Raw genomic sequence first — 23,634 nt, forward strand, 5'->3', positions numbered from 1 at the left:
GGACATCGCGACATGACAATCATCACGACGGGGCAATCCAAGTGAATCACTCCAACAAAGTCCTCTGGGGCGAAGGTCTTTTCCTCCGGCCACAGCATTTCCAGCGCCAGGATCATTATCACGAAACGCGCCTGCACCAGACCGCGCTGGCGCTCAATCCCTACTGCTGGGGCATCTCCTCCCTGCAGGTGGACCGCGATGCCCTGAACAACAATACGCTGCGCATTCTCGAACTGTCGGCCATCTTCCAGGACGGGGAGATCTACAAGGCACCGGATGGCGACGATCTGCCCGATCCCATCGAACTGACTGAAATCCCGCTTTCCCAACAATCCGTCACCTTCTACGCCGCCCTGCCGGCACTGAAGAGCTTCGGCAGCAATTTCGCCTCGGGTACCGGCAATCATCAGTCCAGTCGCTACATTCAAGACAACATCGAGACGCCGGATCTTTTCACCGATGCTGCCAAGGCGGAGATGAGCTATTTGAAGAAGGCGGTGCGGCTGGTCTCCGAGAACGAACCGCGCGACTCCCTGGTATGCATTCCGATCGTGCGCTTGCGCCGCGCAAGCTCATCAGGATTCGAACTGGATCCCGATTTCGTCGCCCCCAGCCTGTCGGTGCATGCGGCGCCCTTGCTGTTCCTGCGCCTGCGCCGCCTGCTGGATGCGTTGCAGGCCAAGGTCAGCGCGCTCTACGGACATCATCGCGAACCCAGCAAGAGCGTGGTGGAATTCCGATCGGGTGACATCACCTCCTTCTGGCTGCTGCATACGGCCAGCACCGCTTACGCCAGCCTCTCGCACTATCTGAACAATCCCCTGCTGCATCCCGAGCGCCTGTATGAACAATTGCTCGGGCTGGCCGGCTCGCTGATGACCTTCTCGCGCAGCCTGGCGCTGGCGGACCTGCCACCGTATGACCATCGTGATCCTGGTCCGCCGTTTGCGCGGCTCGATGGCATCATCCGCGAGCTGCTCGATACCGTCATCTCGTCACGCTATTTCGCCATCGCCCTGCACGAGAGCAAGCCGTCGTATCACATGGGCATGCTGGACTCGGGCAAGATCGACGAGAAGACCAGTTTCTACCTGGCCGTCAACGCCGACCTGCCGGCCATCGAGCTGGTGGATGTGGTGCCGCTGCGCTTCAAGATCGGCGCGCCCGAGGATGTGGAGAAATTCGTGCTGGCCGCACTGCCCGGCGTGAAGCTGGTGCACTCGCCGCAAGTGCCGGCTGCCCTGCCCGTGCGCCCCGATACCTATTACTTCACATTGGAAAGCAAGGGTGCCATGTATGAGCGCATGCTGCAGGCGCAATCGATCTGCATTTATGTACCTTCCGGCATCCGTGACCTCAAACTCGAACTCCTGGCGGTGACGCAATGAACATGACTTCGGCCCCTTCCCTGCTCGATCAGGACCATCTCCCCCCGGCCCAGATGGCCGCCGCGCCGGTCAATGCGCGCTCGCTGCTGGATCTGATGTATGACGGTTTCTACGCGCTCTTCATGCTCAAGAATGGCAGCGCGCCGGTGGATGAAGCTTCGTTCTCGGTGAAGATGCAGAAATTCCTGGGCGATGTGGAACGCAATGCGAAGAAACTCGACGTCTCCCCGGAAGATGTCTACGCCGCCAAATACGCGTTCTGCGCCTCGGTCGATGAAATCATCCTGCGCTCCAGCTTCGGCATCCGCGACGCCTGGGAGCGCCGTCCGCTGCAGCTGACCATGTTCGGCGATCAACTGGCAGGTGAAAATTTCTTCAAGCAGCTGGAAGACCTGCGGGTCCGCGGCAATGCGCACATCCAGGCGCTGGAAGTGTTTCACATGTGCCTGTTGCTGGGGTTCCAGGGCAAGTACGCGCTGGAAGGTCCGGAGAAACTGAATTATCTGACTGCACGGCTGGGGGACGAAATCGCCCATCTCAAGGGCAAGAGCGCCGGCTTCGCGCCACATTGGGCGCGGCCTGACGCCATCGTCAACAAGCTGCGCAATGATGTGCCGCTGTGGGTGGTGGCTTCGCTGTTTGCCTTCATCGCCCTGTTCGCGTACCTCGGCTTGAACTGGATGCTGACCAGCGGCACGGAGAACGGACTGGCCGGCTATTCCGATATCGTCAAGCTGGCACCGCGTACCGCTAACCTGACCATCACCCTGCCCTGAACGCGATCTCTCCCCTGATAGTCTTGGAAGGCCACACAGATGAATCTGCCTTTTCCCGATTCACTTTCCAGCGTCATCAACCAACTCTTCGGCCCTGGCCTGTCGCAACATGCGCGTCTGATCACGCTCGCCAGCGCGCAGGAAGCTGGTCTTCCGGAGTCCCTGGTCGTGGAGCGCTTCCACGGCCAGGAAAGTGTCAATGACAATTTCCAGTTCGAGGTCGACGCCCTCTCCGTCTCCACCGATCTCGATCTGAAGCAATTCATCGGGACCGAACTGACCCTGCGCCTGCTTCAGGCCGATGGCAGCCGACGCGCCTGGCACGGCTACTGCACCCAGGCTTCGTGGCTGGGTGCCGATGGCGGACTGGCGCGCTACAGGCTTAGGCTGGAATCCTTCCTGGCCTTCCTCGACCGCCGCCGCGACAGCTTCCTGTTTCAGGATATGAGCGTCACCGACATCGCCAGCGCCGTCCTGAAGGAATACCCGCAAGCCAATTTCGCTCTGGATGTCACCCAGACGCTCACCAAGCGCGACATCTGCACGCAATACCGCGAGAGTGATTTCGCCTTCCTGCGCCGCATCCTGGCCAGCGAGGGCCTGAACTTCCGCTTCGAGCATCAGCAGGAGGGTGAGCAAGGCCAGGCCTCCGGCCAGCAACAGGCGCGACACAAGCTGGTCATCTTCGACCGCGAGGCCAAGGCACCTGATCTGCCCGGCGGCGATACGCGCATCCGCTTTCACCGCATCGCCGCCACCGAATCCAGCGATGCGATCACCGACTTCAGCGCCGCGCGCAGTGTGCGTTCCAACGCAGTGGCGCTGGCCAGTTGGCATCCCGAGAAGATATCTTCACCTTCGGCCGAAGAGAGCTCCAGCCTGGATGCCGGCGAAGTCCCTGCCTTGGCGGTCTACGACGGCACCGGCCAGCAGGACTTTGCAGACCAGGAGGCGGCCGCGACCCATGCGCAGTTGATGCTGCAGGCTCTGGAAATGCAGAACAAGCGCTTTGAAGGCGCGGGCGCGGCGCGCCAGCTCAGTGCAGGTATGCAATTCACGCTGAGCCAGCATGAGCGCTATCCCGAGGGAGATAACCGCTTCAAGCTGCTCTCGGTGAGCCACAGCGCCCGCAACAACTTCGACAGCAACATTGCCCAGATCCTCGATCAGGTCGCCCCCGCCTCGCTGGGAAATTTGTTCGGCAAGACGCCCTCTTCGGGCAGCGTATCCGATGACGACCTGAAGGCAGGGACCTACCGCAACAGCTTCGTCGCCGTGCGGGAGGTAGTCCCCATCGTTCCTGCTGCAATCACGGAGCGTCTCAAGCCAACGGCGCGTGGCACCCAGACTGCGCTGGTGACCGGCCTGCCGGATGCGGCCGTTACCACGGACCGCAATCACCGCGTCAAAGTCCAGTTCCACTGGCAGCGCGGGAAGTCGCCCAATCCAGGCGGCTTGCGCGAGACCGGCAACCTAGATGACAAGGACGGCAATGCCCCCGGCAACGACGCCTCCGGCACCTGGGTGCGCGTGGCAGAAGCGCAGTCCGGCCCTAACTGGGGCAGCCAGTTCACGCCGCGCATCGGCAGCGAAGTGCTGGTCGATTTCATCGAGGGTGACATTGATCGTCCGGTCGTGGTCGCACAACTTTACAACGGTAATGATGTGCCGCCCTTCCCGGCAGGAGCCGAGTCTGACGCCAACCATGCCGGCACGATTTCGGGCTGGCACAGCACGGCGCATGATGGCAGCGGTTTCAATCAATGGGTGGTGGACGACACGCAGTCGCAACTGCGCATGCGTCTGGCCTCGAGCCAGGGCAAATCCCAGCTCAATCTCGGCCATCTGATCGATCAGGCAGATACCGGAGCCCGGCGTGGCAGCTATCGGGGCCAGGGCTTTGAACTGCGTACGGACGCTTGGGGCGTAGTGCGCGGTGCGGAGGGCTTGCTGATTTCCTCGACGGCGCGACCTGTCGCCGGTGCCAGCATCACCAGCACGCAGATGGATGCCCACGAAGCTGTGGCGCAGTTGAAGGGTGCGCAGCAACTTGCGCAGACCATGGGCGAGGCCGCCACACAGCAGCAGGCGCTGCACAGTGCGGACGCCTTGCACGCCAAGACCGATTTCATCTCTGTCATCGACCCGCAGGATCAGGGCAAGCATCCGGCCAGCGTCAATGGTCAGGACGCATTCAAGAGCCAGGCGGGCTCCCGTGAAAGCGACAGCGCGCAACCGGTCGAAAAGTTCAGCAAGGCCGCTGTACTGATGGAGTCACCCACCAACGTCAACTGGGCCAGTGCGGCTTCCACCGTGCTCTACGCTGGCGAAAACCTTCACTGGACCACACAGGGGGATACCCACTGGACTGCCGCCGACACCGCCAGCCTCGCGGCGGGCAAGGCAGCCACGCTGTTTGCGCACGACGGCGGCATCCAGGCCTTCGCCGGCAATGGCCCGGTTTCCTTGCAGGCGCATACCGATGCGCTGGAGATCCTGGCAGACAAGGATGTGAGCGTCATCAGCGTCAATGAAGGCATTGAGATCAAGGCGCGCCAGAAGATCGTGCTGCAGGCGGGGCAGGCTTCGGTGACGCTGGAGGGTGGGAATATCACGTTTGCCTGTCCGGGGACGTTTTCGGTGAAGGGGGCGACGCATGCGTTTCCGGGTGGGGCCGCGCTGGCGGCCTCTCTATCCCCTCTGCCTGATCCCAATGCTGAAATAAGCAACTTCATCGATATCAATTATCGGGACGTCTATGGAGAGCCGATGCGGGACGTCGCGTACAAAATCAAGTTCTCGGACGGTGCCACCATTCAAGGAAAATTGGATGCGAAAGGAAGTGCGCATCACGAAAATGTGCCCCAGAAGCCGACCCATGTGGAATACGAACCAAGGACACCCGATCTGGAGTCACCTTGGAAACCCCTATCCGAGCTGGTCGCAAAGGCGCAGGAAAAATTTAATTCTTAACGGCGCTTTCCTATCAATCCATGAATGACCAATTCGAAAATGCTCTGGCCTGGTTTTCTTCTGCGCCTGGGCGGTGGATCTCAAGTGCGAGAAAAGATCTCTCGGCTGCAGGAGAATGGCTCTGGGGCGTGATTCAGGGTGATTTCAACGAGAATCCGACGACAGCGCAAACTGCGGTGAGTACCGTAGTTTCGATGATACCGTTTGTAGACCAGATTTGTGATGTTCGGGATATCGTCGCGAACTGCAAGAAAATCCATTCGGAGCCCAATGAAGTATGGCACTGGGTAGCTTTGTGCTTGACGCTGATCGGCCTCTTCCCGACGTTGGGATCGTTGGTGAAGGGCTGCGGCAAAGTGATGTTCTCGGCGCTACGCCGCGCTTCATTAGGAGCCGCCAGAAAGGCAACCGCCGTATTGCCCGATATGACGAAATATATCGAACTCAGCATTTCTCTCCTGAACCGCTTTCTTGCTAGACCTGAGGTCGTCAAAACGCTGAGAGCATTGAAGATCGATAATCCCTATAAGTATCTGGCCGTGAAGCTGCGGGAAGTAAAAGCCCAAGTGAATGTCGGCAAGTTGCTTGCGGCCTTTGATGATGGGAAGAAAGCCACTTTATCGCTTCTGGAGTTGGTCAGAAAATGGGGGGGAGCTGCTTTGGGTGATCGCGCCATCGGTCTGATGAAACTGGTAAATGAAGTGCGCGCTCAAGCAGATCGGATGCTTGCCAAGGCGCTGAAACCTCTACAAGATCTGTTGGACCAGCTAGCCCGGCGCTTGGATATTGAATCGGACATGCTCCATCGCGCCCGTCTCAACACAGTCAATCCACATGGCTTCCGCAGAACCACCACTGATGCAGAAAAGGATGCTTTCGACAAAGACCTTCCGTCTTGGGCGACCAAATCCAAGACGTTGAAGTATCCTCCACTGGAAAAAGCTCCCCCCATTCCCCCAGGGTATCCTCGATTTGATGATGGGCTCGCCACAAAAAATGCGTACGACACTTTCAATACCATACGACCATTGGACCTGCCCCCCGGCACCAAACTGCGTCGGGTGCTTGACCCGAAGTCAGCGGACAATTCGATCTGTTGGATGACTGAAGAAGAATTCCAGAAGCTCCAGAGCAAAGCAGACTGGCGCAAACGCTTCGCAGTCTGGGCAAGCTGGAATAGCAACGGGGAAGTGATTACCTACATTGTTCCCGAAGGCGGCCTAAAGGTGTGGGAGGGTGTGGTAGCTTCGCAGAAATTGAAGAATTCAAGCTATGTGCTTGAAGGTGGAGCACGACAAATTGTGGTCAATCCGGATGACCTGAAGAAAGCCTTGGTGAGCAAGCGACAACCTACCCATTGGGGCTATGATGAATTCGGTCAAAAGACCGATCTGGTTGGTGTCCCGGTTCTCACTAACAATTGGTACGAGTCGAAAAAGAAATGATTAACTCTCCTGGCCATCTCGATCCACAAGAGATTTTTCTCTTGGAACGTTACACATCTCTTGAATACCTGGGCCAATTGCGAGACAACTGGCACGAGCTACTTGAATTTGTGGAATCACGGCTGAGTCAGTTCATGCAAAACTTGCCTCCCGATTACCGCAATCGTGCTTTACCTGAACAGCCTGATATCGTTTGGGGAGAGCAGGTGCTTCCCAACTTCCGAGATACATTCGACAGCCTCTGCAGCGGTTATATCAAGCTGTCTCATGGAGACCTCGATGGACTCAACAGCGCGCATGGAGTGCGCTCTGACTTCAAGGGGCAGCTCGAATTTTCCGCCGAGTGGATGGGCGAGGAAGGCGTACGTACGTATCGGCACCTGCTGAGTCAGGCGCTCGTCCGGGCGAGCAACATCATTTCTACTCTAGGTCCATACTGGTCGGCCGGAACCTTGTCACCCGGCTATACGCCGGAGGATCGCGGGCCACTCGATGCGCCGGATACCTGGCCTGGCTACGCGCTTGATCCTTCGACCACCGCGCGAACAGGACAGCCACCACCAAGACCAGGCATCTATGTTCCAGACCAATCCAATTCCAGTGCTCAGTTCCTGGGCCCGGATATTGATGAGGCTCCCGAATGCAGCATATTCTTGGGAATGCAATCTCTCTACATTCCTGGCACCTCGGAAAAATACGGCGAAGAAGCTCTGCATCAGACCGCTCCATGCACATGGACGCTGGTCAAGAAGGTGGCCCATCAACGGAAAATAACATCGCTAAACGCGCCGCAGGATTTCCAGCGACGCGTTGCAAGCGGAGAACTGTGCCCGGAGGATGGATATTATTTCACGCCTGCCCAACTGAATTCCCGACGCAAATTCAAGCGCGGAGAAACCATGCCAAGCCTGAATTCCCAATATGGCGCCACCATCTGGCAATGGGACTCCGATCAAGAATGAAGATAAACGGAGGGCTTCAAAGCTGACATGTGCTCAACGGTATCGATATCCATTACCTGGATGTTGGGGAGAGTTTCAAATGGCTGAACGCTCTGTCTGACCGCTGACGATCACGCTGAGAAATTCCCGGTGCATTCATCTTTTTACTCCCTCGAATACCAGCGGGCTCGTGTGTCCACCGCATTCAAATCCACGATAGGCAGAATGCTGATTTTCGTTATGGCGACCGCGATGCTGGGCGGCTGCGGCAATGGCAGCGGAGCCGAGCACCGCGCAATGAACGAGCTCATTCATATCCAACTCGGCCAGTCCGGCGACGATATCCTCAAGAACTATCCCGGACTGTTTTCGATGAGCGATCATCCCTCTGGCGCAAAGTTCTATGCGGCCAGATGGACCAAGGACGCGCGCGGCACAGTTGAAATCGGGCCATCCGAGACACTGTTTGTCATTCACCATGCGTTGAGCGCAACAGGGAATTACTCGCCTTCATTTGCCAACGAAAACATCATCGAATGGAACATCAATGCTGGCCTGGCGGAAAGCAGTCTAATCATGCACGACGCTGCAAGGAAGCAATTTCAATCCATTCGTGCAAATCTGCGCAAGGCCTCCTGGCATCGCTATATCGATCCGGATGCCCCCCGCCTGTCGGGTGCAAACGCGCTTCGCTATGCAGAATCCACGTCCTCCATTTATGGACTGGATACGGATTACGAGCCAACCCTGGACGAATGGATGCATCTTCCCGGCCGCACACTTTGGAAACTCTGGAGCAAGGAGGGCTACCTGACGATCGCTTTGTCCCGCGATCATCCTCTGAACGACGTCAACCAGCCGGGTGCCTACTTCATTGAATTCAACCTCCGGAGTGAAAAAGAGCAATTCCGCCAACTGGTGGGCCCTGACAAGCGGACGGTTTGGCAGCAAGCATTACCCGCTGAAATGAAGCTGCTGAAAGAAGAGCGCCAGCAGGCCGAAAGTACTTTGCGCAAACAGGGAGTCAATATTGACGAAGCCTATCGGGATCCGCCGGGCCTCTGATGATTGTCCACTCCACCCAAAGCGAGATGAGGACTCAAGTACCCAAGCCGGGCAAGACCAAATAGACAATGAGATCGCACTGCAGCTTCACTTTATATTGCTCATGCCAGTGAAAGCATTCCGGCTATTCCGAGTTAGCGCGATGACTTCCATGTTCTGGATCATCGCGCTCCTGACCGCCTGTTCTCCCGACAAATCAGAGAAGTCGATCAATATGCTCCATCAGATCGAAATCAGCGCCAATCAATCCGCCAAAGAACTTCTCGCACGCTACCCAAATCAGATAGTTCTGATCAACAGCCCCCCCAACGTCAACTTTTATTCAGTGGACTGGCCTCGCGATGCCTTGGGTGCCGTGGAGATACGCAACGGCACACACGCATTCATGCTCAATGATGTTCTTGGAATTTCTGGTAACGAGGATTCCCACTTCCCGGACGAAAATATCATTGAATGGAACATCTACGCCGGCTTGGGCGCTGAAGAGCATATCCCGCACGATGAGGCAAGGCAGAGAATGATGCGCATCCTGGACAACATAAGAGCCGCTGGCTGGCGTCACTACACAGAGCGCTCGCTGCCGCGGCTGAAAGGAGCGCAAGCCTTGCACTTTGCCATCACCTCACCGGTGCACTCGCTGGATCCCGCCTACGTGCCTGACCTGGATGAATGGATGAGTCTTCCCGCTGATGCGACATGGCGCTTCCAGCTTGACCATGCTTACCTGACCTTGACCCTGACCCGCGACACGGAACGACTTGACAGAAACAAGCCAGGCGCTTACTTCCTCAAGTTATCCCTGGTTGGCAGCAAGGAAGAGGCACGTCAGATAGTTGGGCCTGCAAAGCGATCAGATTGGCAAAACGCACTCACTTCGGAATTGCCGCTATTGAAGCAAGACCGGGATCAGGCTGAAGAGACGTTGCGACGACGCGGCGTTGTCATCGATAGCGCTTACCAGGACCCATCCATTCCTTGAAAGCCTGCTTCAGGCGAAAGTTGAAAGAATGGATGCATCTTCCCGGGCTTTGCACAAGAAAAAACGGCCTGATCGCAGATCAGGCCGAGTGGTCATTTCCGCAGCAAGGACAACTGCATCAAGCTGCTGAAGCAGAATCCGCCTGCGCAAACAGGGCACGCGCCTTGTGCAGCTTGCGATAACTATCCAGCAAGCGCTGATGGCGATCCAGCCCTTCGAGCTTCATGCTGGTCGGCGTCAAGCCAAAGAAGCGGACGCTGCCGTTCACCGATCCGATGGCCGCATCCATGCGCGCGTCGCCGAACATGCGGCGGAAGTTGGTCTCATAGTCGGATAGCTCCAGCTCATCATCCAGCTCCACTTCCAGCACGACATTCAACGCCTGGTAGAACAGGCCACGTTCCACCGAGTTGTCGTTGTATTGCAGGAAGGCACCGACCAGGTCGTGCGCTTCTTCAAACTGCTGCAGGGCCAGATTGATCAGCAGCTTCAGTTCAAGGACGGTCAGTTGGCCCCACTCGGTGTTCTCATCGAAGTCAATTCCGATCAGGGTGGCGATGTCCGAGTAATCATCCAGCTCGTTGTTTTCCAGACGATCGAGCAAGGCAGCCAGGGCCTTGTCATCCAGACGATGCAGGTTCAGGACATCCTCGCGGAACAGCAGCGCCTTGTTGGTGTTGTCCCAGATCAGATCCTCGACCGGATACACCTCGGAATAGCCCGGCACCAGGATGCGGCAAGCGGTCGCTCCCAGCTGATCGTAGACAGCGACATAGGCCTCCTTGCCCATCTCCTCCAGGATGCCGAACAGCGTAGCGGCCTCCTCGGCGTTGGAATCTTCGCCCTGGCCGGAAAAATCCCATTCCACGAATGCGTAATCCGCCTTGGCACTGAAGAAGCGCCAGGACACGATGCCGGACGAATCGATGAAGTGCTCCACGAAGTTGTTGGGTTCCGTGACAGCATTGCTCTCGAAGGTCGGCTGCGGCAGATCGTTGAGTCCTTCAAAGCTGCGTCCCTGCAGCAGTTCCGTCAGGCTGCGCTCCAGCGCCACCTCAAAGCTCGGGTGTGCGCCGAAGGAAGCAAACACGCCGCCGGTGCGCGGGTTCATCAAGGTCACGCACATTACAGGATAGACACCGCCCAGCGAGGCATCCTTGACCAGTACCGGGAAACCCTGTTCTTCCAGTCCCTTGATACCGGCCACGATACCGGGATACTTTGCCAGGACCTCCTGGGGAACATCGGGCAGGCAAATCTCGCCTTCCAGGATTTCACGCTTGACCGCGCGCTCGAAAATCTCCGACAGACACTGCACCTGCGCTTCAGGCAAGGTATTGCCGGCACTCATGCCATTGCTGACGAAGAGATTCTCGACCAGGTTGGAGGGGAAATACACCACCTGGCCATCCGACTGGCGCACGTAAGGCAGCGAACAGATGCCGCGCTGTGCGTTGCCGGAATTGGTATCGACCAGATGCGAAGCGCGCAGCTCGCCATCGGGGTTGTAGATCTCCAGGCAATACGTGTCCAGGATCTCCTTCGGCAATTTGTCCCCGCGGCCGGGCTTGAACCAGCGCTCGTTGGGGTAATGCACGAACTCGGCATTGGCGATCTCCTCGCCCCAGTAGGAACCCGCATAGAAGTGGTTGTTGCTGATGCGCTCGATGTACTCGCCCAGCGCCGAAGCCAGCGCACTTTCCTTGGTCGCGCCCTTGCCGTTGGTAAAGCACATCGGCGAGTGCGCGTCGCGAATATGCAGTGACCACACATTGGGAATGATGTTGCGCCACGAAGCAATCTCGATCTTGATGCCCAGCTCAGCCAGCAAGCCGGACATGTTGGCGATGGTCTGCTCCAGCGGCAGGTCCTTGCCCAAGATGTGCGTGCTCGTGCCAGCCTCGGGCTTGAGCGTCAGCAGCGATTGTGCGTCGGCGTCCAGGCTCTCCACTTCTTCGATGATGAATTCCGGTCCCTGCTGCACCACCTTCTTGACGGTACAGCGCTCGATGGAACGCAGGATGCCGCGGCGGTCTGCTTCCTCGATGTCGGGTGGCAGTTCGACCTGGATCTTGAAAGTCTGCTGGTAGCGGTTTTCCGGGTCGACAATGTTGTTCTGCGACAGGCGGATATTCTCGGTGGAGATGTTGCGCGTATTGCAGTACAGCTTCACGAAATACGCTGCGCACAGGGCCGATGACGCCAGGAAGTAATCAAAGGGACCCGGCGCCGAACCGTCTCCCTTGTAGCGGATGGGCTGGTCGGCGATGACGGTAAAGTCGTCGAACTTGGCTTCAAGACGCAGCTTGTCGAGGAAGTTGACTTTGATTTCCATGGCGAGATTCCGAGAATGAACCGAAGAGATGGCGGTAAGGCGTGCGAGCGACAGCGGCCCACAATTTTGTCGCGACGACGGCGACGGCCGTGGAGCGAGTCCGGCAGTCGTCGCGAAAAGATCTTCGATGATAGCCTAGTGCGGTTGCACCAGCATTGCCGGCCCATGTTGAGCACGCAGCGCGCTGCTGGATCACGATGGGCCTGCAAGATTGCGAACCAAAAGAAAACGGCTCACATCGCTGTGAGCCGCTTCGGTATTTGGTGCTGGCTGCAGGACTTGAACCCGCCACCCCCTGATTACAAGTCCGGCGCGAATTTCAATTATATCAAAGACTTAGATCATTTTTTGCTTCGCAATCAAGAAATTTAGCGCCTCGCAGGCCCTTATTGGGCCTGGGTCGCTTGAGAATTGCGAAGCAGAATTTTCATTGCCAGATACGAATGTTTGCTACAGTTGCCGATGTACTTAATCGGTCAAGTGATGGATATTTCGATTTTTTCTGAAGATCTGTTTTGGTCCGAAATGGGGGCGCGGTCCGAAAAGAGGTGGACTCTTCTGGCCAAGAACGGATCTAGTCCGGCTTGCTTGCGATCATTTCTCGTTAATCGGGAAATCTGGCAGAATTGACGTGGGGATTGTCGAGGAGAACCCTCTAACTAAACATGGGGACTGCGATGGCAGTAAGCCGGACAGAAAAAATTTTAATTCTGGCGAAAACTTATCCTTCACCGAGTGCGCAGTACATGGAGACATCGTGCGTTGCCGGCATCAACCAAGACGGCGTGATGCGACGCTTGTACCCCGTACCATTTCGGATGATTGAAGATGGGCAACAATTCAAAAAGTGGCAATGGATTGACGTCATTGTCGAGAAAGCCAATAAAGATCATCGACCTGAGAGCCATAAACTCTACGTTGACACCATTAGCTGTGGCGATTTGATCGGGACGAAACGAGAATGGATCCACCGCCGCGAGTGGCTCGATAAAATTCCTACGTTCACAAATTTCGATGCGCTTGAGGCCGATCGGCTTAGCAGTGGATTATCTCTGGCCCTTTTGCGGCCTAAAAAGCTGCTCCGGTTAGAGGTCACTAAAGCCAAAAATCAGGACTGGACCGACGAGGAAAGGGAGAAACTTGCTCGAGAACAGATGCAGGGAAATTTGTTTTCAGAGGTGGAAGTCAAAAAGGAAGTTAAGACGCTCAAAAAGGTCCCATATGATTTCCACTACTGGTATCTATGCGATACGCCCGATGGCGAGAAGGAGTTCAAAAACAAAATCGTCGATTGGGAAGCGGGTGCGCTCTACTGGAATTGTGTGAAAAGCTACCGGACAGATTGGGAAAGCCAGTTCAGAAAGAAGCTGGAAGAAGACTTTGCTTCCAAAGATTTGATGTTTTTGATGGGCAACCAGCACCGATTTCAGGATCAATGGTTGATCATCAGTCTCATCTACCCGCCTAAGCAAAAAGCTCACGAACTTGCGCAGTCGTCTTTGTTTTAAATACGGCTGCCGGCTTCTTTATATGGTTGATTTGGGTTCCAGCGAGAGCATGGATCGCATTGGCCACCATAGAGCGGTGGCAGAAATTGTGATCAGCCTCATAGCATAAGAGTGCGCAATTGGACGAGTTGACCAGCTCGCTTAGCTCGGCAATAGCTTCATCTTGGGTCTTAAGGTATTTCATGAAACCATCGGTATAACGTTTCCAGCTGCCGTCGGCGCGATACTGATCTCGCACATTCCTTGGGCATCCCAGTTGCACCATGTGCAAATAGTCGACGCCTTGAGAATTCACAGCACTGGCCAATGCCTTCTTCGAGAAACCCGGCTTGCGGGATAACGGCAGCTCACGGATGTCGACCAATGTCTCAATGTCGTGCTTTTGCAGCAACACCAAGAACTCGTCGACACTCAAACCTTCGTAACCAATCGTGAAAATCGTCATTTTTCCCTCACTGAATACGAGATTCTAGCCCATCGACTACCTTTGGCAAATAAACTTGGCCGGCGTGCTGTATTCTCGGCGATTATGTCGCGGGTCTTGATCATTAGGCAAAAAAATACCCTCGACGCGGTGCGGAGGGCGAGAATCCAATTCCGAGGAAATTGGTGGAGACGTGTCCAATATATTGCAATGCAACACGGAATGCAAGGTCTCCTATCGGCCAGAAGCAGACGTCGCCTGCCCAAGAAAACCCGCCCGCGTATGCGAACATTGCTTGACCGCAGGAACCTAGCGTGATGTATTGGGACTTAGCTATGGATCGTTGAAATTTGCCGCTTAATACTCAAATATGATGTAGGTCAGCGACATATACTGTATAAATAAACAGTGTTCAATGTGTACCTTATGCTATAGTTCGCGCGCCAGACTTTTTTTACCCACTTGATCGAAAGGAGAATGTATGGCAACGGCACTCGCTGTGGCTCAACGCTTCCTTGATCTAGCTGCGGCTGAAGGGAAGACCTTGACTAACATGAAGCTTCAGAAGCTCGTGTTTTTCGCGCATGGGGTCTATTTGGCAGGTTTTGATGCGCCGCTGATTGAGGAGCCGATTAGGGCTTGGGATTTCGGACCGGTGATTCCGCCTCTCTACGAGAAGCTGCGGAAATACGGGCGTGACAAAGTTGACTTTGATCTAGCCCCGGAAACGCGTAGTACCTTGGAAAATGATCCTCAAGCGGATGAGGCGATCATGGCCGTATGGGAAGCGTATCGAAATCACACGGCAATTCAACTCTCGCAAATCACTCATTTGCCTAAAACGCCCTGGGATCAAATCTGGAACCGGCCGGATGGCCGTTATGAAATGATCCCGAACGCGATCATCAAAGAATATTATAAGAATCGCGTTCAACGGAATGCAGGAACCTGACGGCGAGAAAAAGAAAAATGTGCAGTCCTCGGCTTCTCATAAGCTGGGGCTGCATCTTTTGCCTGAAGATATTCCTCTGGATTTCGGTGATGAGGATGCGCAAGAAGAGTTTGATCCTAAAAAGCCCTTGGATCAGCTAAAGCTGGAATCTGAGGTGCGGCAACTCCAGCGCAATGATGAAGAGCTTGCTCACAAGCTCCAGGAAAACAAAGAGAACCATCAATTAAGACAAAAGCACGCCAAGCGGCTTTTTGTGCTCGCGATTCTTTGGATCGCAATCCTCTGGATAGTTTTGCTGATCCAAGGATTTGGGAAATTCCCTATCCCTTCTTTTATTGCCGGTTACGAAAACCTGGAATTTAATCTTTCAGATTCGGTGCTAATTGCGTTCATGACATCCACGACGACCACGGTTGTCGGTCTCTATGGTATCGCGGCATATTGGCTCTTCCGGTCGCAGTCGAAAAAAAACGACAAGACCGAAAAAAATAGGAAAGAAAAGAAGTCCAAGTAATCGAACTGCCTCATGACAAAACGCCGCAGCCATCGTTAAAACGATCGCTGCGGCATTTTTTTGCGCCTGCAACCTTGGCCTGTCCGACGCCTATCAAAATGCACCTGTGGTGCGTCAAAATGCGTCAGTTTTGATGCCTGCCAGCGGGGGTATCAAGCCGGGCCAGGCGGGCCCCAGCGACTGACGCAAATTTGAGTCAAAACCGACCTATGTAGCGGGCAGGCGCGGGGTGGGGGCAACCGCACGCGCGAAGGCGAAAGTTCACGCCATCGATACCAAAAAGACAACACTTTCCCCCGCCGCCCTCGTTCCCGAAGCCCCCTAATGATGCGTAGCCGTCTTTGAAGGCGAAAACACACGTAAATCCCTTTCCCAGAGAGAAGTCACTAAAAATTTTGCTAAAGAATTAAGAGATAAGCCCGTTGTTAAAGTATGCGGTCAAGAGTCTTGCGTTCAGCATTGCACTTCTGATTTCCGATTTAGCAAAGTGAATTTTCACAATGGCAAAAAGCCTGCACTGAATGTAACTATCAGTGCGGAGAACTCGCTCGCGTGACTTTGACTAAGTAGTGCGCCGATTCACGCACAATCAAAAACTAGATATCTGGACATGAAAGGGGGGGCCCTATGGGTTGATACGTCGGTATCAACTCAGTATCTATCCAGGAGAAAATATGAACATCAGAAATATGAAGATCAGTACCCGATTAGCCACCTGCTTCGCACTGCTTATCGGCATTATGTGTCTGATCACGGGAACATCGCTGAAAAGTCTATCTTCTCTTGATGCGGCCAACACGGAAATTGCGAATGATCGATACGTCAAAATTGCATTAGCCTCAGAAATGTCTGATAGCGTTAACGGTGCCGCCAGAAACTTACGAAATGCGTTGCTCGCTCGCAGCGCAGAAGAAATGGAGCGTTTTCTTGGGCGCTCGGAAGCGCACAGTGTTAAGACCAACCAATCCCTTGCTGAACTGGAAAAGATAATTAATACACCTCGTGGCGCTGAGTTACTTAAGGCAGTGAAGGATTCTCGAAAAGCTTACCAAATACCCCGAGATCAGCTGAAAGCGATGATCAAGCAACAAAAAAGAGAAGAAGGAACAGAACATCTGTTCACACATGTGATCCCGCTGCAGGACAAGTATTTTTCAGCGTTAAATGAATTCGTAGCATTCCAAAAGGCGCAAATGGATAGCAGCGTCACCGTAGGTAAGGAAACTGCCAACTCGGCAATCTCTATCGTCCTGATTTTCTCTGGCATTGCCATCATTATTTCCGTCATAAGCGCCTGGTTAGTGACACGGTCTATCACTCGTCCTCTTAATGAAGCAGTGAAGGTTGCAAGTGCTGTAGCAGAAGGAGACTTAACGCAACAGATCGAGGCTAACACGAAGGACGAAACCGGTATGCTGCTCTCGGCATTAAAGACAATGAATGGAAATTTGCATCGCATCGTCTCCCAAGTGCGTGAGGGTACGGACACCATCAACACTGCGTCGTCAGAAATTGCTACCGGCAACCTCGATTTATCCTCCCGTACAGAGGAACAAGCAGGAGCACTGGAGGAAACTGCATCATCAATGGAGCAACTAACATCCACGGTCAAGCAAAACGCAGAAAATGCACGCCAAGCTAATAACCTGGCTGTGGTCGCTTCGGACGTGGCAATACACGGGGGCGGCGTGGTCGATCAAGTAGTTCAAACCATGGGAGAAATCAACCAAGCCTCGCGTAAGATCGTAGACATCATCGGTGTTATCGATGGCATCGCCTTTCAGACCAACATTCTGGCATTGAATGCCGCTGTAGAGGCCGCCCGGGCCGGCGAACAGGGACGTGGATTTGCAGTCGTGGCGTCAGAGGTGCGCGTCTTGGCACAACGCAGTGCCTCCGCAGCAAAAGAGATCAAAGTCCTGATTGAGGAATCGGTGACCCGGGTAGAGAACGGTAGTCGCCTTGTGGAACAGGCAGGCTCGACAATGAGCCAGGTGGTATCCAGCGTCAAACGGGTTACTGATGTAGTCGCAGAGATCTCCGCTGCCAGCCACGAGCAAAGTGATGGCATCGAACAAATTAATCAGGCAATCACGCAGATGGATGAAGTAACACAGCAAAATGCCGCATTAGTTGAAGAAGCTGCTGCAGCATCACAATCATTGCAAGAGCAATCAAAGCACTTGAGCGAGACAGTGAGCATTTTTAAGCTGGGCACTCGCGATTTTTCGGCTGCCAGACCGCCACAAAACACTTCGACACTTAAAAGAGCCCAAAAGCAACCTGTAAACGTCATAAGTCACGAGATAGAGGGAGCAATAACGAACGGGAAGCCATCGCAGCCAAAGATATCGCGAGCTGCACCTGTTAGCTCCACCTCGAAGATTGGCGTAGAGGACAGTAGAGACTGGTCGCAATTTTAAGGCATTGAGTTAGACAATAGCCGCCCCCTAAAGAGCTGTCAGGGGGCGTTACCTTGAAGGTGTAGCACCTCCGACTTCAGCCAAACCAAGATGACCTCAGATCAACGTACCCGGACAGTACTGCAATGAATTGCCGTGAGTAAAGTATATAAATTATTAATAGAATATCACTCATCTATATGAGTCATTTAAAATATGCCGCTGCCGACCATTGTGTTATGCGAGCTGTGCAGCCTGCCGCCGGCAGAGGTCGACCGGTTGCGGGTGATGATTGAAGTGGCGATGTCTGGCGCGTGGGCCCACGCATCACCGAGCAGCTCGCGCGCCTAAGGCTATGCTCGCAGACGTCATTAAAAAAAGAGTGGTGAAGTCAGATCGGCGCCGATCGATCCTTGACTACCTGAAGGGCTTCTATAGTGCTTCTAAGCGCCGGGCGTGTGCGCTGATTGGGATTCCCGTCGCGTCTACCAATACAAGAGTTGTAAAAATCCACAAACGGATTTGCGCATGAGAATGAAGGAACTTGCCGTCAGACGAGTTCGCTAAGAAGATCGGTGTCCTACTTAGGCGGGAGGTTTTGGTCATAGCACAGGTGTTATCTACCGTATCTATAGGGAAGAGGGCCTCAGCCTTCGATATCGACAAGGTCGTCGTTCGAAATCTCAGGCCACGCGCCCTCAACGGTCACCTACGACACACCCTGGTCAGGCTTGGAGCTTGGACTGTGTCGCAGAACGACTTTCGAACGGTAATCGCTTTCGCTGCTTGACCATTATTGATGTTTTCACGCGGAAATGCTTAGCCATTAGCGCCTTAGACCGCTCAATATGTCACGGTCACATCTATACCGCCTCCGCTAGGCGTCATGCCCTCCCCAAAACTTGACTTCTTACTTTCGGCCATGTTCTCAGAACTAATCAGAATCGTTGGCTTGGTGTCGTCGCTGCACGCGCTAGTGGTATTTGGTTGGCCGGTAGACGTGACAAGGACTTTAATGTTGCACCGGGTTAAGACAAATGCACTTACGCCAAGCCGGGCGGAGCTGGCAGCCGATACAAGCTTAGGAATGCCTGCCCCCGAAAGCGCTGACAAAATAATCAGTAATTGTGAAGTGAGGCGCATGTTTGCTCTAATCATGAATTGTTGAGCTCAGTATGCGCCGATCAAGATCCAGCGCTATCAGTCGTTTCCTTATTTATAGTTAGCAATTTAATCGCGTATCGCATTAATGTCGCTGCGAAGTGGGTAACTCACTGAGGACCAGATTTTTCTGGGATTGGACGTCTACTTTCGGGGCCAAGTGAAACTGAGCAGAGGATAATGAGAAATGCTTGGTAGCTTGAGCGCAGCGAGAGAATAGCTCAATCTCGTGAAGGAGCAGGAATTACCCGAGCGAGAAATCGTTTTCGAGCAAATTAACGCCGGGAGCATCGTTGCTCTGTGCGTTTGTGGCTACCACGTAGTTGACTTTCATGGCCCGACGCAATGAGCTGATACGTCCCTTGAAGTGGAAGTCAACGCCGTTCTGCGAATTTGGTTTCGAGTCCAAGTTTGGAGGTCGAATTGCAATTCTCCAATTTTTTGATGCAGATGGCTATTCGCCCCGCTTTGATGTTATGTACGCCTCCGAGAATAGCGAAGCAATGCAGAGGGTATTGAAGCGATCAAGTGGAAGCGCGTTTGGTCTTGCAAGAACTAATAGCCGTCGGCTTCTGGCCAGAAGCTGAACATCAAGAAAAAAATAGCTTTCGAAGCGGAAGATTCTGGTTATCAGAGAACAGCTGGCGATCTATTTGTTCTTAGTAGATGTGCTTTTCTTATGTGTATGTCGGCGTGCGCAAATTCCTGATGTAAGCTCTTGTAGGTAGGGCAGCGCCTCCAGGAGAACTATGGCGAACAATACCGCCCCAATATAGCTTGCAGGTAATGGTACCTGCTTGAGGCGCAAGCTGAAGTCCGCTATCTCATCACCAGCGCGAAATAGCGCCTGAAACTGCCCCCAATGTATCAGGGCCAGCACGGAAAGCGCCATCAACGGGACCATTTCCAGAAAACTATGGACATGCTGCTCTATGGGGGTTACCCGCCGGCGATGAACAGCATAGGTGACATCCCAAAGGGCAGTCGCCTCGTGCGCAAGAAATGCGAAGATCATTACGGCAAGAACAAGGGCGTTGACCTCAAAGAAAAGAGCAGCCAACACAGGGACACCCATCTCTAGCAACATGAGCAAATGCAGTAAAGATTCCCGCAAACCGCCATGTTGGCTGATATGAGAACGCTTATGGCAATACCAATCAGCCAGGCCAGCGCAAAGCCACACCGGCACCACAAAATACATGAGGTAACGCTCGCCGATAATTTCAGCTTCCATAGTGATAGATCAGAGCGCACATGGTGTTCTTCTGAGAATATTTTTTGTTACACGCTATCAAGCTCCACCGGTTCTGGGATCAATCGTGTCCACTTCCGACTGGGCAATCTACTTATTCGGCGTACCCGTGTCGGTATCGCGGTTTTCGATGTGCTTCCCCTCTGAGGCGTAAGCGTGGCATTAGACATTGACTGCCTCGGGCGTCAGTTCTCCCGCGGTTGAATTTTGAACTCGATAGGCATAACGGCCTTACTTGGGCAGATCGGTTGAAATCTCAGCCAATGCCTCATCTGTCTTTGGCTGCTCCTCCTTGGAGGCGATATCGCCCAAGGTGACGATACCGACCAACCTCTTCTCTTGATCCAGTACAGGCAAGCGCCGCAACTGATCGCCTCCCATGTATTCAAGTACCTCTTCTACAGACTGGTTTTCAAAGCAAAACGCCACTTCGTTGCTCATGAATTCCTTCACCTGGGCGCCTTCCAGCGTCTGGCGTTTGGCGAGTCCTCGCACTACGAGATCTCGGTCGGTCACGACTCCTACCAGCTTGCCGGCCTCGCAGACTGGGAGGGAACCGACGTCCATCTGATCCATCAATTGTGCAGCCAGCATCGCTTGGTCTTGCGGAGTGATGGTGCGTGCGCCGCGTGTCATTACTTCTGAAACGGTGGTCATGACGATCTCCTCAAATCTAAAACTGTTCTGCAAGCGAAAAAACAGCCGCCATCAGACGGCCGGTACTCATTGCACGATCAGCAGATCACTTGGTGTTCTTGTGGCTCTGCTGGCCGCCCTTCACGTGTTGCTCGTGCGAGCCGCCATGTGATGGGCTGGCCGACTTGGTGCTGCTGCTGGAAGCCGGGGAATTCTTGTGGCTCTGCTGTCCTGCCTTGACGTGCTGTTCGTGGCTGCCGCCGCGCGTATTTTCGCTAGACATTTGCAATCTCCTTGATCAGTTGGCAAAGATCGGATGTGTTGAGTACTTCCGAACGCTTAGATTACGGATAGAGCAAGTCAGCTGCTATCAGTGATCGTAGCGTTGGGCGGTGAGTTTCTGCTGTCGGATAGGTCAGCGACTTTTGATGAGAAGAGATATCAACTCATCTCGACCGGAATGAACCCAATTTAGGAGTATCAAAACGCAGAATCACAGAGGAGACACGAAATGGATATTTCTTCTGCACTGAGTAGCGTTGTGGCGGGCCTTGACCTATGGGACAAGAACGATGATCTGAATGCGACGGCCATGGTTATACGTGCCCTCATAGTCTTCGTCGCGACGCTGACCTTCTTGCGCATAGCGGGGTCGGCGATCCTTTGGTCAGGGGAGCGCCTTTGATCTCTGCTTGATGGTCCTGTTGGGCGCCATCTTAAGCAGGGCCGTGGCAGGTGCCTCTGCGATGATCCCGACATTGCGCGCCGGAGCGACTATCGTCATTCTTCATCGGACGCTTGCGATGATTATCATGCGTTGGCCAGCCTTGAATAACCTGGTCAGCGGCCATGAACGTCAGCTAGTTCGGGAGGGAAAATTGAATCGGGAAGAAATGCGGTCAGGATTAATCAGCCATGCCGATCTAAAGATTGCTTTACGCAAGAAAGGAGGTGGTATCGACCTGGATGAGGTTGCCAGTGCTGCGCTCGAAAGAAATGGAGAAATCAGTATTCGCACAAAGTCCGAGTAGGGGAAATTAGCTTTGCACCATTACTCATCTATTGAATAGGCAGGCAAGGACTTTCGCCAGAGCTCGGCTATTTCCGTGATTTGATCCCATGCGTCATCATGTGGTCATACAATCGTTCTTCGCCGTCCGCAAACTGTGCAGTTTGCATGTATTTTCCCGGGAGGCAAGGTCAACATGTTTTTTCAACTGCTTGCGTTGTAGTGGAATACGCTGCAAGGCGATCGTCGCGGGGAGCTGCCGGCCCCCCAGTTGTGCACAATTACGCCGACTTGATATGGACAGGCGGCAGGAAAGGCTGTTCCGTGCTTCTTTCTCAATGCCGTTATGGGACTTCCGCTATCGACCAGAAGCAGATGCTCTAGCGATCAGGGAAATCTCCCCTGGACATCTCTCGAAACACGGTTCGTCGGTATATCCGATCCGGAGCGATCGAGCCTTCCTATCCCTCAAGGCAGTCATCCAGTTCCCTAGATGAATTCGCACCTGGACATTCAGCCTGGCTCAGCGCTGAGGCGGTTAAATCGCGCAAGCAGGGACGAATCCTGAAACAGATGTTCTTGGATCTAAGAGAACTGGGATATGAAGGGTCGTATGGCCGGGTGGCTGCCTTCGGAAGACAACGGAAGGTGGGTCAAATGGAGCGGGGCAATTCTGCGAGAAAATCAGCAACTGGGGTCACCTTGAACACGGACTGCAATCGTAAAGGAGATTCAAGCCCTTGCAACGATAGCTTTCGAAGGGTAGCTTGCCAAAATTACTGAAGTGGTAACAGACCCGAACCTTGCCAGGGCATCGATGGCGGCTTCCAGTTGCGCCATCCCTTCCACCACGACGCGCACAATAAAGCAGTCCTCCCCTGTAATGCGGTCTGCATCAATAACCTCTGGCATCGTCTCGAAGGCGAGCAGGCAGCGTCTGATCTCCGCGTGGGTCGTGCGGATCCGCACCATTGCAGAGATATTGTGACCCACCAAGCCAGGATTTATTTTTGCCGCGTAGCCTTCGATGACACCCCGGTCTTCCAATTTCTTGATGCGTGCGGTGACTGCTGGTTGAGATAAACCAATTTCCTTTCCCAGTGCCGTATTGCTAATGCGCGCATTGTGTTGAAGCGCCTCCAAGATGCGCCAATCCAGGCGGTCTAGCTCATCCCCTTTGATTTCATTCGTAGAGTCACTCATCTTTTTTTAATTCATTCACGTGAAGCCTTCAATTCATTCGAAGGTTCATGGTGCCTTAATTCCGCTCTTCATACAATGAGCGCTGTTTCATCAATGGAGACTTCGCAAATGCATCATTCCGTCCTTCTGGTTCCTGGTATCGGCAACTCCGGCCCTTCGCACTGGCAGAGCTTATGGCAGTCTTCACATCCGAATTGGCGGCGCCTCATGGTCGAACATTGGGACAAAGTTGAATGCGAAGACTGGGTATCCGCACTAGAGCGACAACTTGTCAATGCTCCTGCAGGCACGTTGCTGGTAGCACATAGCCTTGGATGTCTAGCGGTAGCACATTGGGCTGTACAATCGCAGAAGAAACTTGGAGGCGCCTTGCTGGTCGCCGTTCCCGATCCTGCATCCTCTTCATTTCCACGTTGCGCGGCGCATGGATTCTTGCCGTTGCCTTCTGAACAATTAAGATTTCCTACGCTGGTCGTCAGTAGCACCGACGATCCCTACGGGAGCGTGGAGCATAGCCGAGAATGCGCCAATGCCTGGGGCAGCGAGTTCGTCAATGTCGGAGCGAAAGGGCATCTAAATGCTGAAAGCAACTTAGGTGCTTGGCCGGAAGGGCTAGAGTTGCTCGCAAGAATATCCACCTCCATCGATTATGGCCAAGGGAAGCTCTAGGG

The 23,634-nt window shown here is 54.1% G+C and carries 20 protein-coding genes; 14 read left to right on the forward strand and 6 right to left on the reverse strand.

Translation table 11 applies throughout. From position 1 onward, the window contains the following. Positions 1-41 precede the first annotated feature (41 nt). The 7 genes from tssK to MKD49_RS12240 all read left to right on the forward strand — a co-directional run bounded on the left by tssK (position 42) and on the right by MKD49_RS12240 (position 9,567). Positions 42-1,388, forward strand: a complete 1,347-nt coding sequence (tssK, locus tag MKD49_RS12210) for a type VI secretion system baseplate subunit TssK (protein WP_039783881.1) — start codon at positions 42-44, stop codon at positions 1,386-1,388. 2 nt (positions 1,389-1,390) lie between these two features. Continuing rightward, positions 1,391-2,164, forward strand: a complete 774-nt coding sequence (gene icmH, locus MKD49_RS12215; RefSeq protein WP_371925474.1) for a type IVB secretion system protein IcmH/DotU — start codon at positions 1,391-1,393, stop codon at positions 2,162-2,164. A 39-nt stretch (positions 2,165-2,203) separates the two neighbouring features. Beyond that, entirely contained in the window at positions 2,204-5,137 is a 2,934-nt protein-coding gene (locus MKD49_RS12220) for a type VI secretion system Vgr family protein (RefSeq protein WP_252696421.1), read from the forward strand. 20 nt (positions 5,138-5,157) lie between these two features. Then, positions 5,158-6,582 (forward strand): hypothetical protein, encoded by a 1,425-nt coding sequence (locus tag MKD49_RS12225; RefSeq protein WP_252696422.1) that lies wholly within the window; start codon positions 5,158-5,160, stop codon positions 6,580-6,582. Continuing rightward, positions 6,579-7,544: a hypothetical protein gene (locus MKD49_RS12230; protein ID WP_252696423.1), complete on the forward strand. Its 966-nt coding sequence runs from the start codon at positions 6,579-6,581 to the stop codon at positions 7,542-7,544. The genes MKD49_RS12225 and MKD49_RS12230 overlap by 4 nt, the downstream gene beginning before the upstream one ends. A gap of 204 nt (positions 7,545-7,748) precedes the next feature. Then, positions 7,749-8,588: a hypothetical protein gene (locus tag MKD49_RS12235; protein WP_252696424.1), complete on the forward strand. Its 840-nt coding sequence runs from the start codon at positions 7,749-7,751 to the stop codon at positions 8,586-8,588. A gap of 142 nt (positions 8,589-8,730) precedes the next feature. After that, positions 8,731-9,567, forward strand: coding sequence for a hypothetical protein (locus tag MKD49_RS12240; protein WP_252696425.1), 837 nt, complete (start codon positions 8,731-8,733; stop codon positions 9,565-9,567). A 118-nt stretch (positions 9,568-9,685) separates the two neighbouring features. Here MKD49_RS12240 and MKD49_RS12245 read toward each other — a convergent pair whose 3' ends face one another. Beyond that, positions 9,686-11,902, reverse strand: a complete 2,217-nt coding sequence (locus MKD49_RS12245) for an OsmC domain/YcaO domain-containing protein (protein ID WP_252696426.1) — start codon at positions 11,900-11,902, stop codon at positions 9,686-9,688. A gap of 677 nt (positions 11,903-12,579) precedes the next feature. On the opposite strand from MKD49_RS12245, the gene MKD49_RS12250 reads away from it, so the two are divergent. Continuing rightward, positions 12,580-13,410: a hypothetical protein gene (locus MKD49_RS12250; RefSeq protein ID WP_252696427.1), complete on the forward strand. Its 831-nt coding sequence runs from the start codon at positions 12,580-12,582 to the stop codon at positions 13,408-13,410. Here MKD49_RS12250 and MKD49_RS12255 read toward each other — a convergent pair. Beyond that, on the reverse strand, positions 13,367-13,855 hold the full coding sequence (locus MKD49_RS12255; RefSeq protein ID WP_252696428.1) for a DUF488 family protein: 489 nt from the start codon (positions 13,853-13,855) through the stop codon (positions 13,367-13,369). The genes MKD49_RS12250 and MKD49_RS12255 overlap by 44 nt on opposite strands. Positions 13,856-14,315: 460 nt before the next feature. On the opposite strand from MKD49_RS12255, the gene MKD49_RS12260 reads away from it, so the two are divergent. The 3 genes from MKD49_RS12260 to MKD49_RS12270 all read left to right on the forward strand — a co-directional run bounded on the left by MKD49_RS12260 (position 14,316) and on the right by MKD49_RS12270 (position 17,723). Beyond that, complete coding sequence (locus MKD49_RS12260) at positions 14,316-14,786, forward strand: Panacea domain-containing protein (RefSeq protein ID WP_252696429.1); 471 nt, start codon at positions 14,316-14,318, stop codon at positions 14,784-14,786. Continuing rightward, on the forward strand, positions 14,773-15,300 hold the full coding sequence (locus MKD49_RS12265) for a hypothetical protein (protein ID WP_252696430.1): 528 nt from the start codon (positions 14,773-14,775) through the stop codon (positions 15,298-15,300). The genes MKD49_RS12260 and MKD49_RS12265 overlap by 14 nt, the downstream gene beginning before the upstream one ends. A gap of 674 nt (positions 15,301-15,974) precedes the next feature. After that, the gene (locus MKD49_RS12270; RefSeq protein WP_252696431.1) at positions 15,975-17,723 is read left to right on the forward strand and encodes a methyl-accepting chemotaxis protein; all 1,749 of its coding nucleotides are present in this window, start codon (positions 15,975-15,977) and stop codon (positions 17,721-17,723) included. Between the two features lie 1,789 nt (positions 17,724-19,512). Here MKD49_RS12270 and MKD49_RS12275 read toward each other — a convergent pair. The 3 genes from MKD49_RS12275 to MKD49_RS12285 form a co-directional block, all read right to left on the reverse strand. Beyond that, complete coding sequence (locus MKD49_RS12275; RefSeq protein ID WP_252696432.1) at positions 19,513-20,097, reverse strand: diguanylate cyclase; 585 nt, start codon at positions 20,095-20,097, stop codon at positions 19,513-19,515. 249 nt (positions 20,098-20,346) lie between these two features. After that, entirely contained in the window at positions 20,347-20,772 is a 426-nt protein-coding gene (locus MKD49_RS12280) for a CBS domain-containing protein (RefSeq protein WP_252696433.1), read from the reverse strand. 85 nt (positions 20,773-20,857) lie between these two features. Then, a complete protein-coding gene (locus MKD49_RS12285) occupies positions 20,858-21,034 on the reverse strand; it encodes a hypothetical protein (RefSeq protein ID WP_252696434.1) in 177 nt (58 codons plus the stop codon). A 228-nt stretch (positions 21,035-21,262) separates the two neighbouring features. Between MKD49_RS12285 and MKD49_RS12290 the strand changes: the two genes are divergently transcribed. Together MKD49_RS12290 and MKD49_RS12295 are read left to right on the forward strand one after the other, a co-directional pair. Further along, positions 21,263-21,436, forward strand: a complete 174-nt coding sequence (locus MKD49_RS12290) for a hypothetical protein (protein WP_252696435.1) — start codon at positions 21,263-21,265, stop codon at positions 21,434-21,436. A gap of 10 nt (positions 21,437-21,446) precedes the next feature. Next, positions 21,447-21,782, forward strand: a complete 336-nt coding sequence (locus MKD49_RS12295; protein WP_252696752.1) for a YetF domain-containing protein — start codon at positions 21,447-21,449, stop codon at positions 21,780-21,782. Between the two features lie 710 nt (positions 21,783-22,492). On the opposite strand, the gene MKD49_RS12300 is transcribed toward MKD49_RS12295, so the two are convergent. Beyond that, positions 22,493-22,963: an Lrp/AsnC family transcriptional regulator gene (locus tag MKD49_RS12300; protein WP_252696436.1), complete on the reverse strand. Its 471-nt coding sequence runs from the start codon at positions 22,961-22,963 to the stop codon at positions 22,493-22,495. A 108-nt stretch (positions 22,964-23,071) separates the two neighbouring features. On the opposite strand from MKD49_RS12300, the gene MKD49_RS12305 reads away from it, so the two are divergent. Next, positions 23,072-23,632: an alpha/beta hydrolase gene (locus MKD49_RS12305; RefSeq protein ID WP_252696437.1), complete on the forward strand. Its 561-nt coding sequence runs from the start codon at positions 23,072-23,074 to the stop codon at positions 23,630-23,632. The last annotated feature ends 2 nt before the right edge of the window (positions 23,633-23,634 follow it).

It is taken from the genome of Herbaspirillum sp. WGmk3, from assembly GCF_023952535.1.
Lineage (GTDB): Bacteria > Pseudomonadota > Gammaproteobacteria > Burkholderiales > Burkholderiaceae_D > Herbaspirillum > Herbaspirillum huttiense.

Coding starts and splice junctions, on each gene's coding strand:
- MKD49_RS12280 (WP_252696433.1), bottom strand. CDS start 20,772: ATGACCACCGTTTCAGAAGTAATGACACGCGGCGCACGCACCATCACT.
- MKD49_RS12225 (WP_252696422.1), top strand. CDS start 5,158: ATGAATGACCAATTCGAAAATGCTCTGGCCTGGTTTTCTTCTGCGCCT.
- MKD49_RS12245 (WP_252696426.1), bottom strand. CDS start 11,902: ATGGAAATCAAAGTCAACTTCCTCGACAAGCTGCGTCTTGAAGCCAAG.
- MKD49_RS12285 (WP_252696434.1), bottom strand. CDS start 21,034: ATGTCTAGCGAAAATACGCGCGGCGGCAGCCACGAACAGCACGTCAAG.
- MKD49_RS12265 (WP_252696430.1), top strand. CDS start 14,773: ATGCAGGAACCTGACGGCGAGAAAAAGAAAAATGTGCAGTCCTCGGCT.
- MKD49_RS12235 (WP_252696424.1), top strand. CDS start 7,749: ATGCTGATTTTCGTTATGGCGACCGCGATGCTGGGCGGCTGCGGCAAT.
- MKD49_RS12270 (WP_252696431.1), top strand. CDS start 15,975: ATGAACATCAGAAATATGAAGATCAGTACCCGATTAGCCACCTGCTTC.
- MKD49_RS12230 (WP_252696423.1), top strand. CDS start 6,579: ATGATTAACTCTCCTGGCCATCTCGATCCACAAGAGATTTTTCTCTTG.
- icmH (WP_371925474.1), top strand. CDS start 1,391: ATGACTTCGGCCCCTTCCCTGCTCGATCAGGACCATCTCCCCCCGGCC.
- MKD49_RS12260 (WP_252696429.1), top strand. CDS start 14,316: ATGGCAACGGCACTCGCTGTGGCTCAACGCTTCCTTGATCTAGCTGCG.
- MKD49_RS12275 (WP_252696432.1), bottom strand. CDS start 20,097: ATGGAAGCTGAAATTATCGGCGAGCGTTACCTCATGTATTTTGTGGTG.
- MKD49_RS12305 (WP_252696437.1), top strand. CDS start 23,072: ATGCATCATTCCGTCCTTCTGGTTCCTGGTATCGGCAACTCCGGCCCT.
- MKD49_RS12295 (WP_252696752.1), top strand. CDS start 21,447: ATGGTCCTGTTGGGCGCCATCTTAAGCAGGGCCGTGGCAGGTGCCTCT.
- MKD49_RS12255 (WP_252696428.1), bottom strand. CDS start 13,855: ATGACGATTTTCACGATTGGTTACGAAGGTTTGAGTGTCGACGAGTTC.
- MKD49_RS12300 (WP_252696436.1), bottom strand. CDS start 22,963: ATGAGTGACTCTACGAATGAAATCAAAGGGGATGAGCTAGACCGCCTG.
- MKD49_RS12240 (WP_252696425.1), top strand. CDS start 8,731: ATGACTTCCATGTTCTGGATCATCGCGCTCCTGACCGCCTGTTCTCCC.
- MKD49_RS12220 (WP_252696421.1), top strand. CDS start 2,204: ATGAATCTGCCTTTTCCCGATTCACTTTCCAGCGTCATCAACCAACTC.
- MKD49_RS12250 (WP_252696427.1), top strand. CDS start 12,580: ATGGCAGTAAGCCGGACAGAAAAAATTTTAATTCTGGCGAAAACTTAT.
- MKD49_RS12290 (WP_252696435.1), top strand. CDS start 21,263: ATGGATATTTCTTCTGCACTGAGTAGCGTTGTGGCGGGCCTTGACCTA.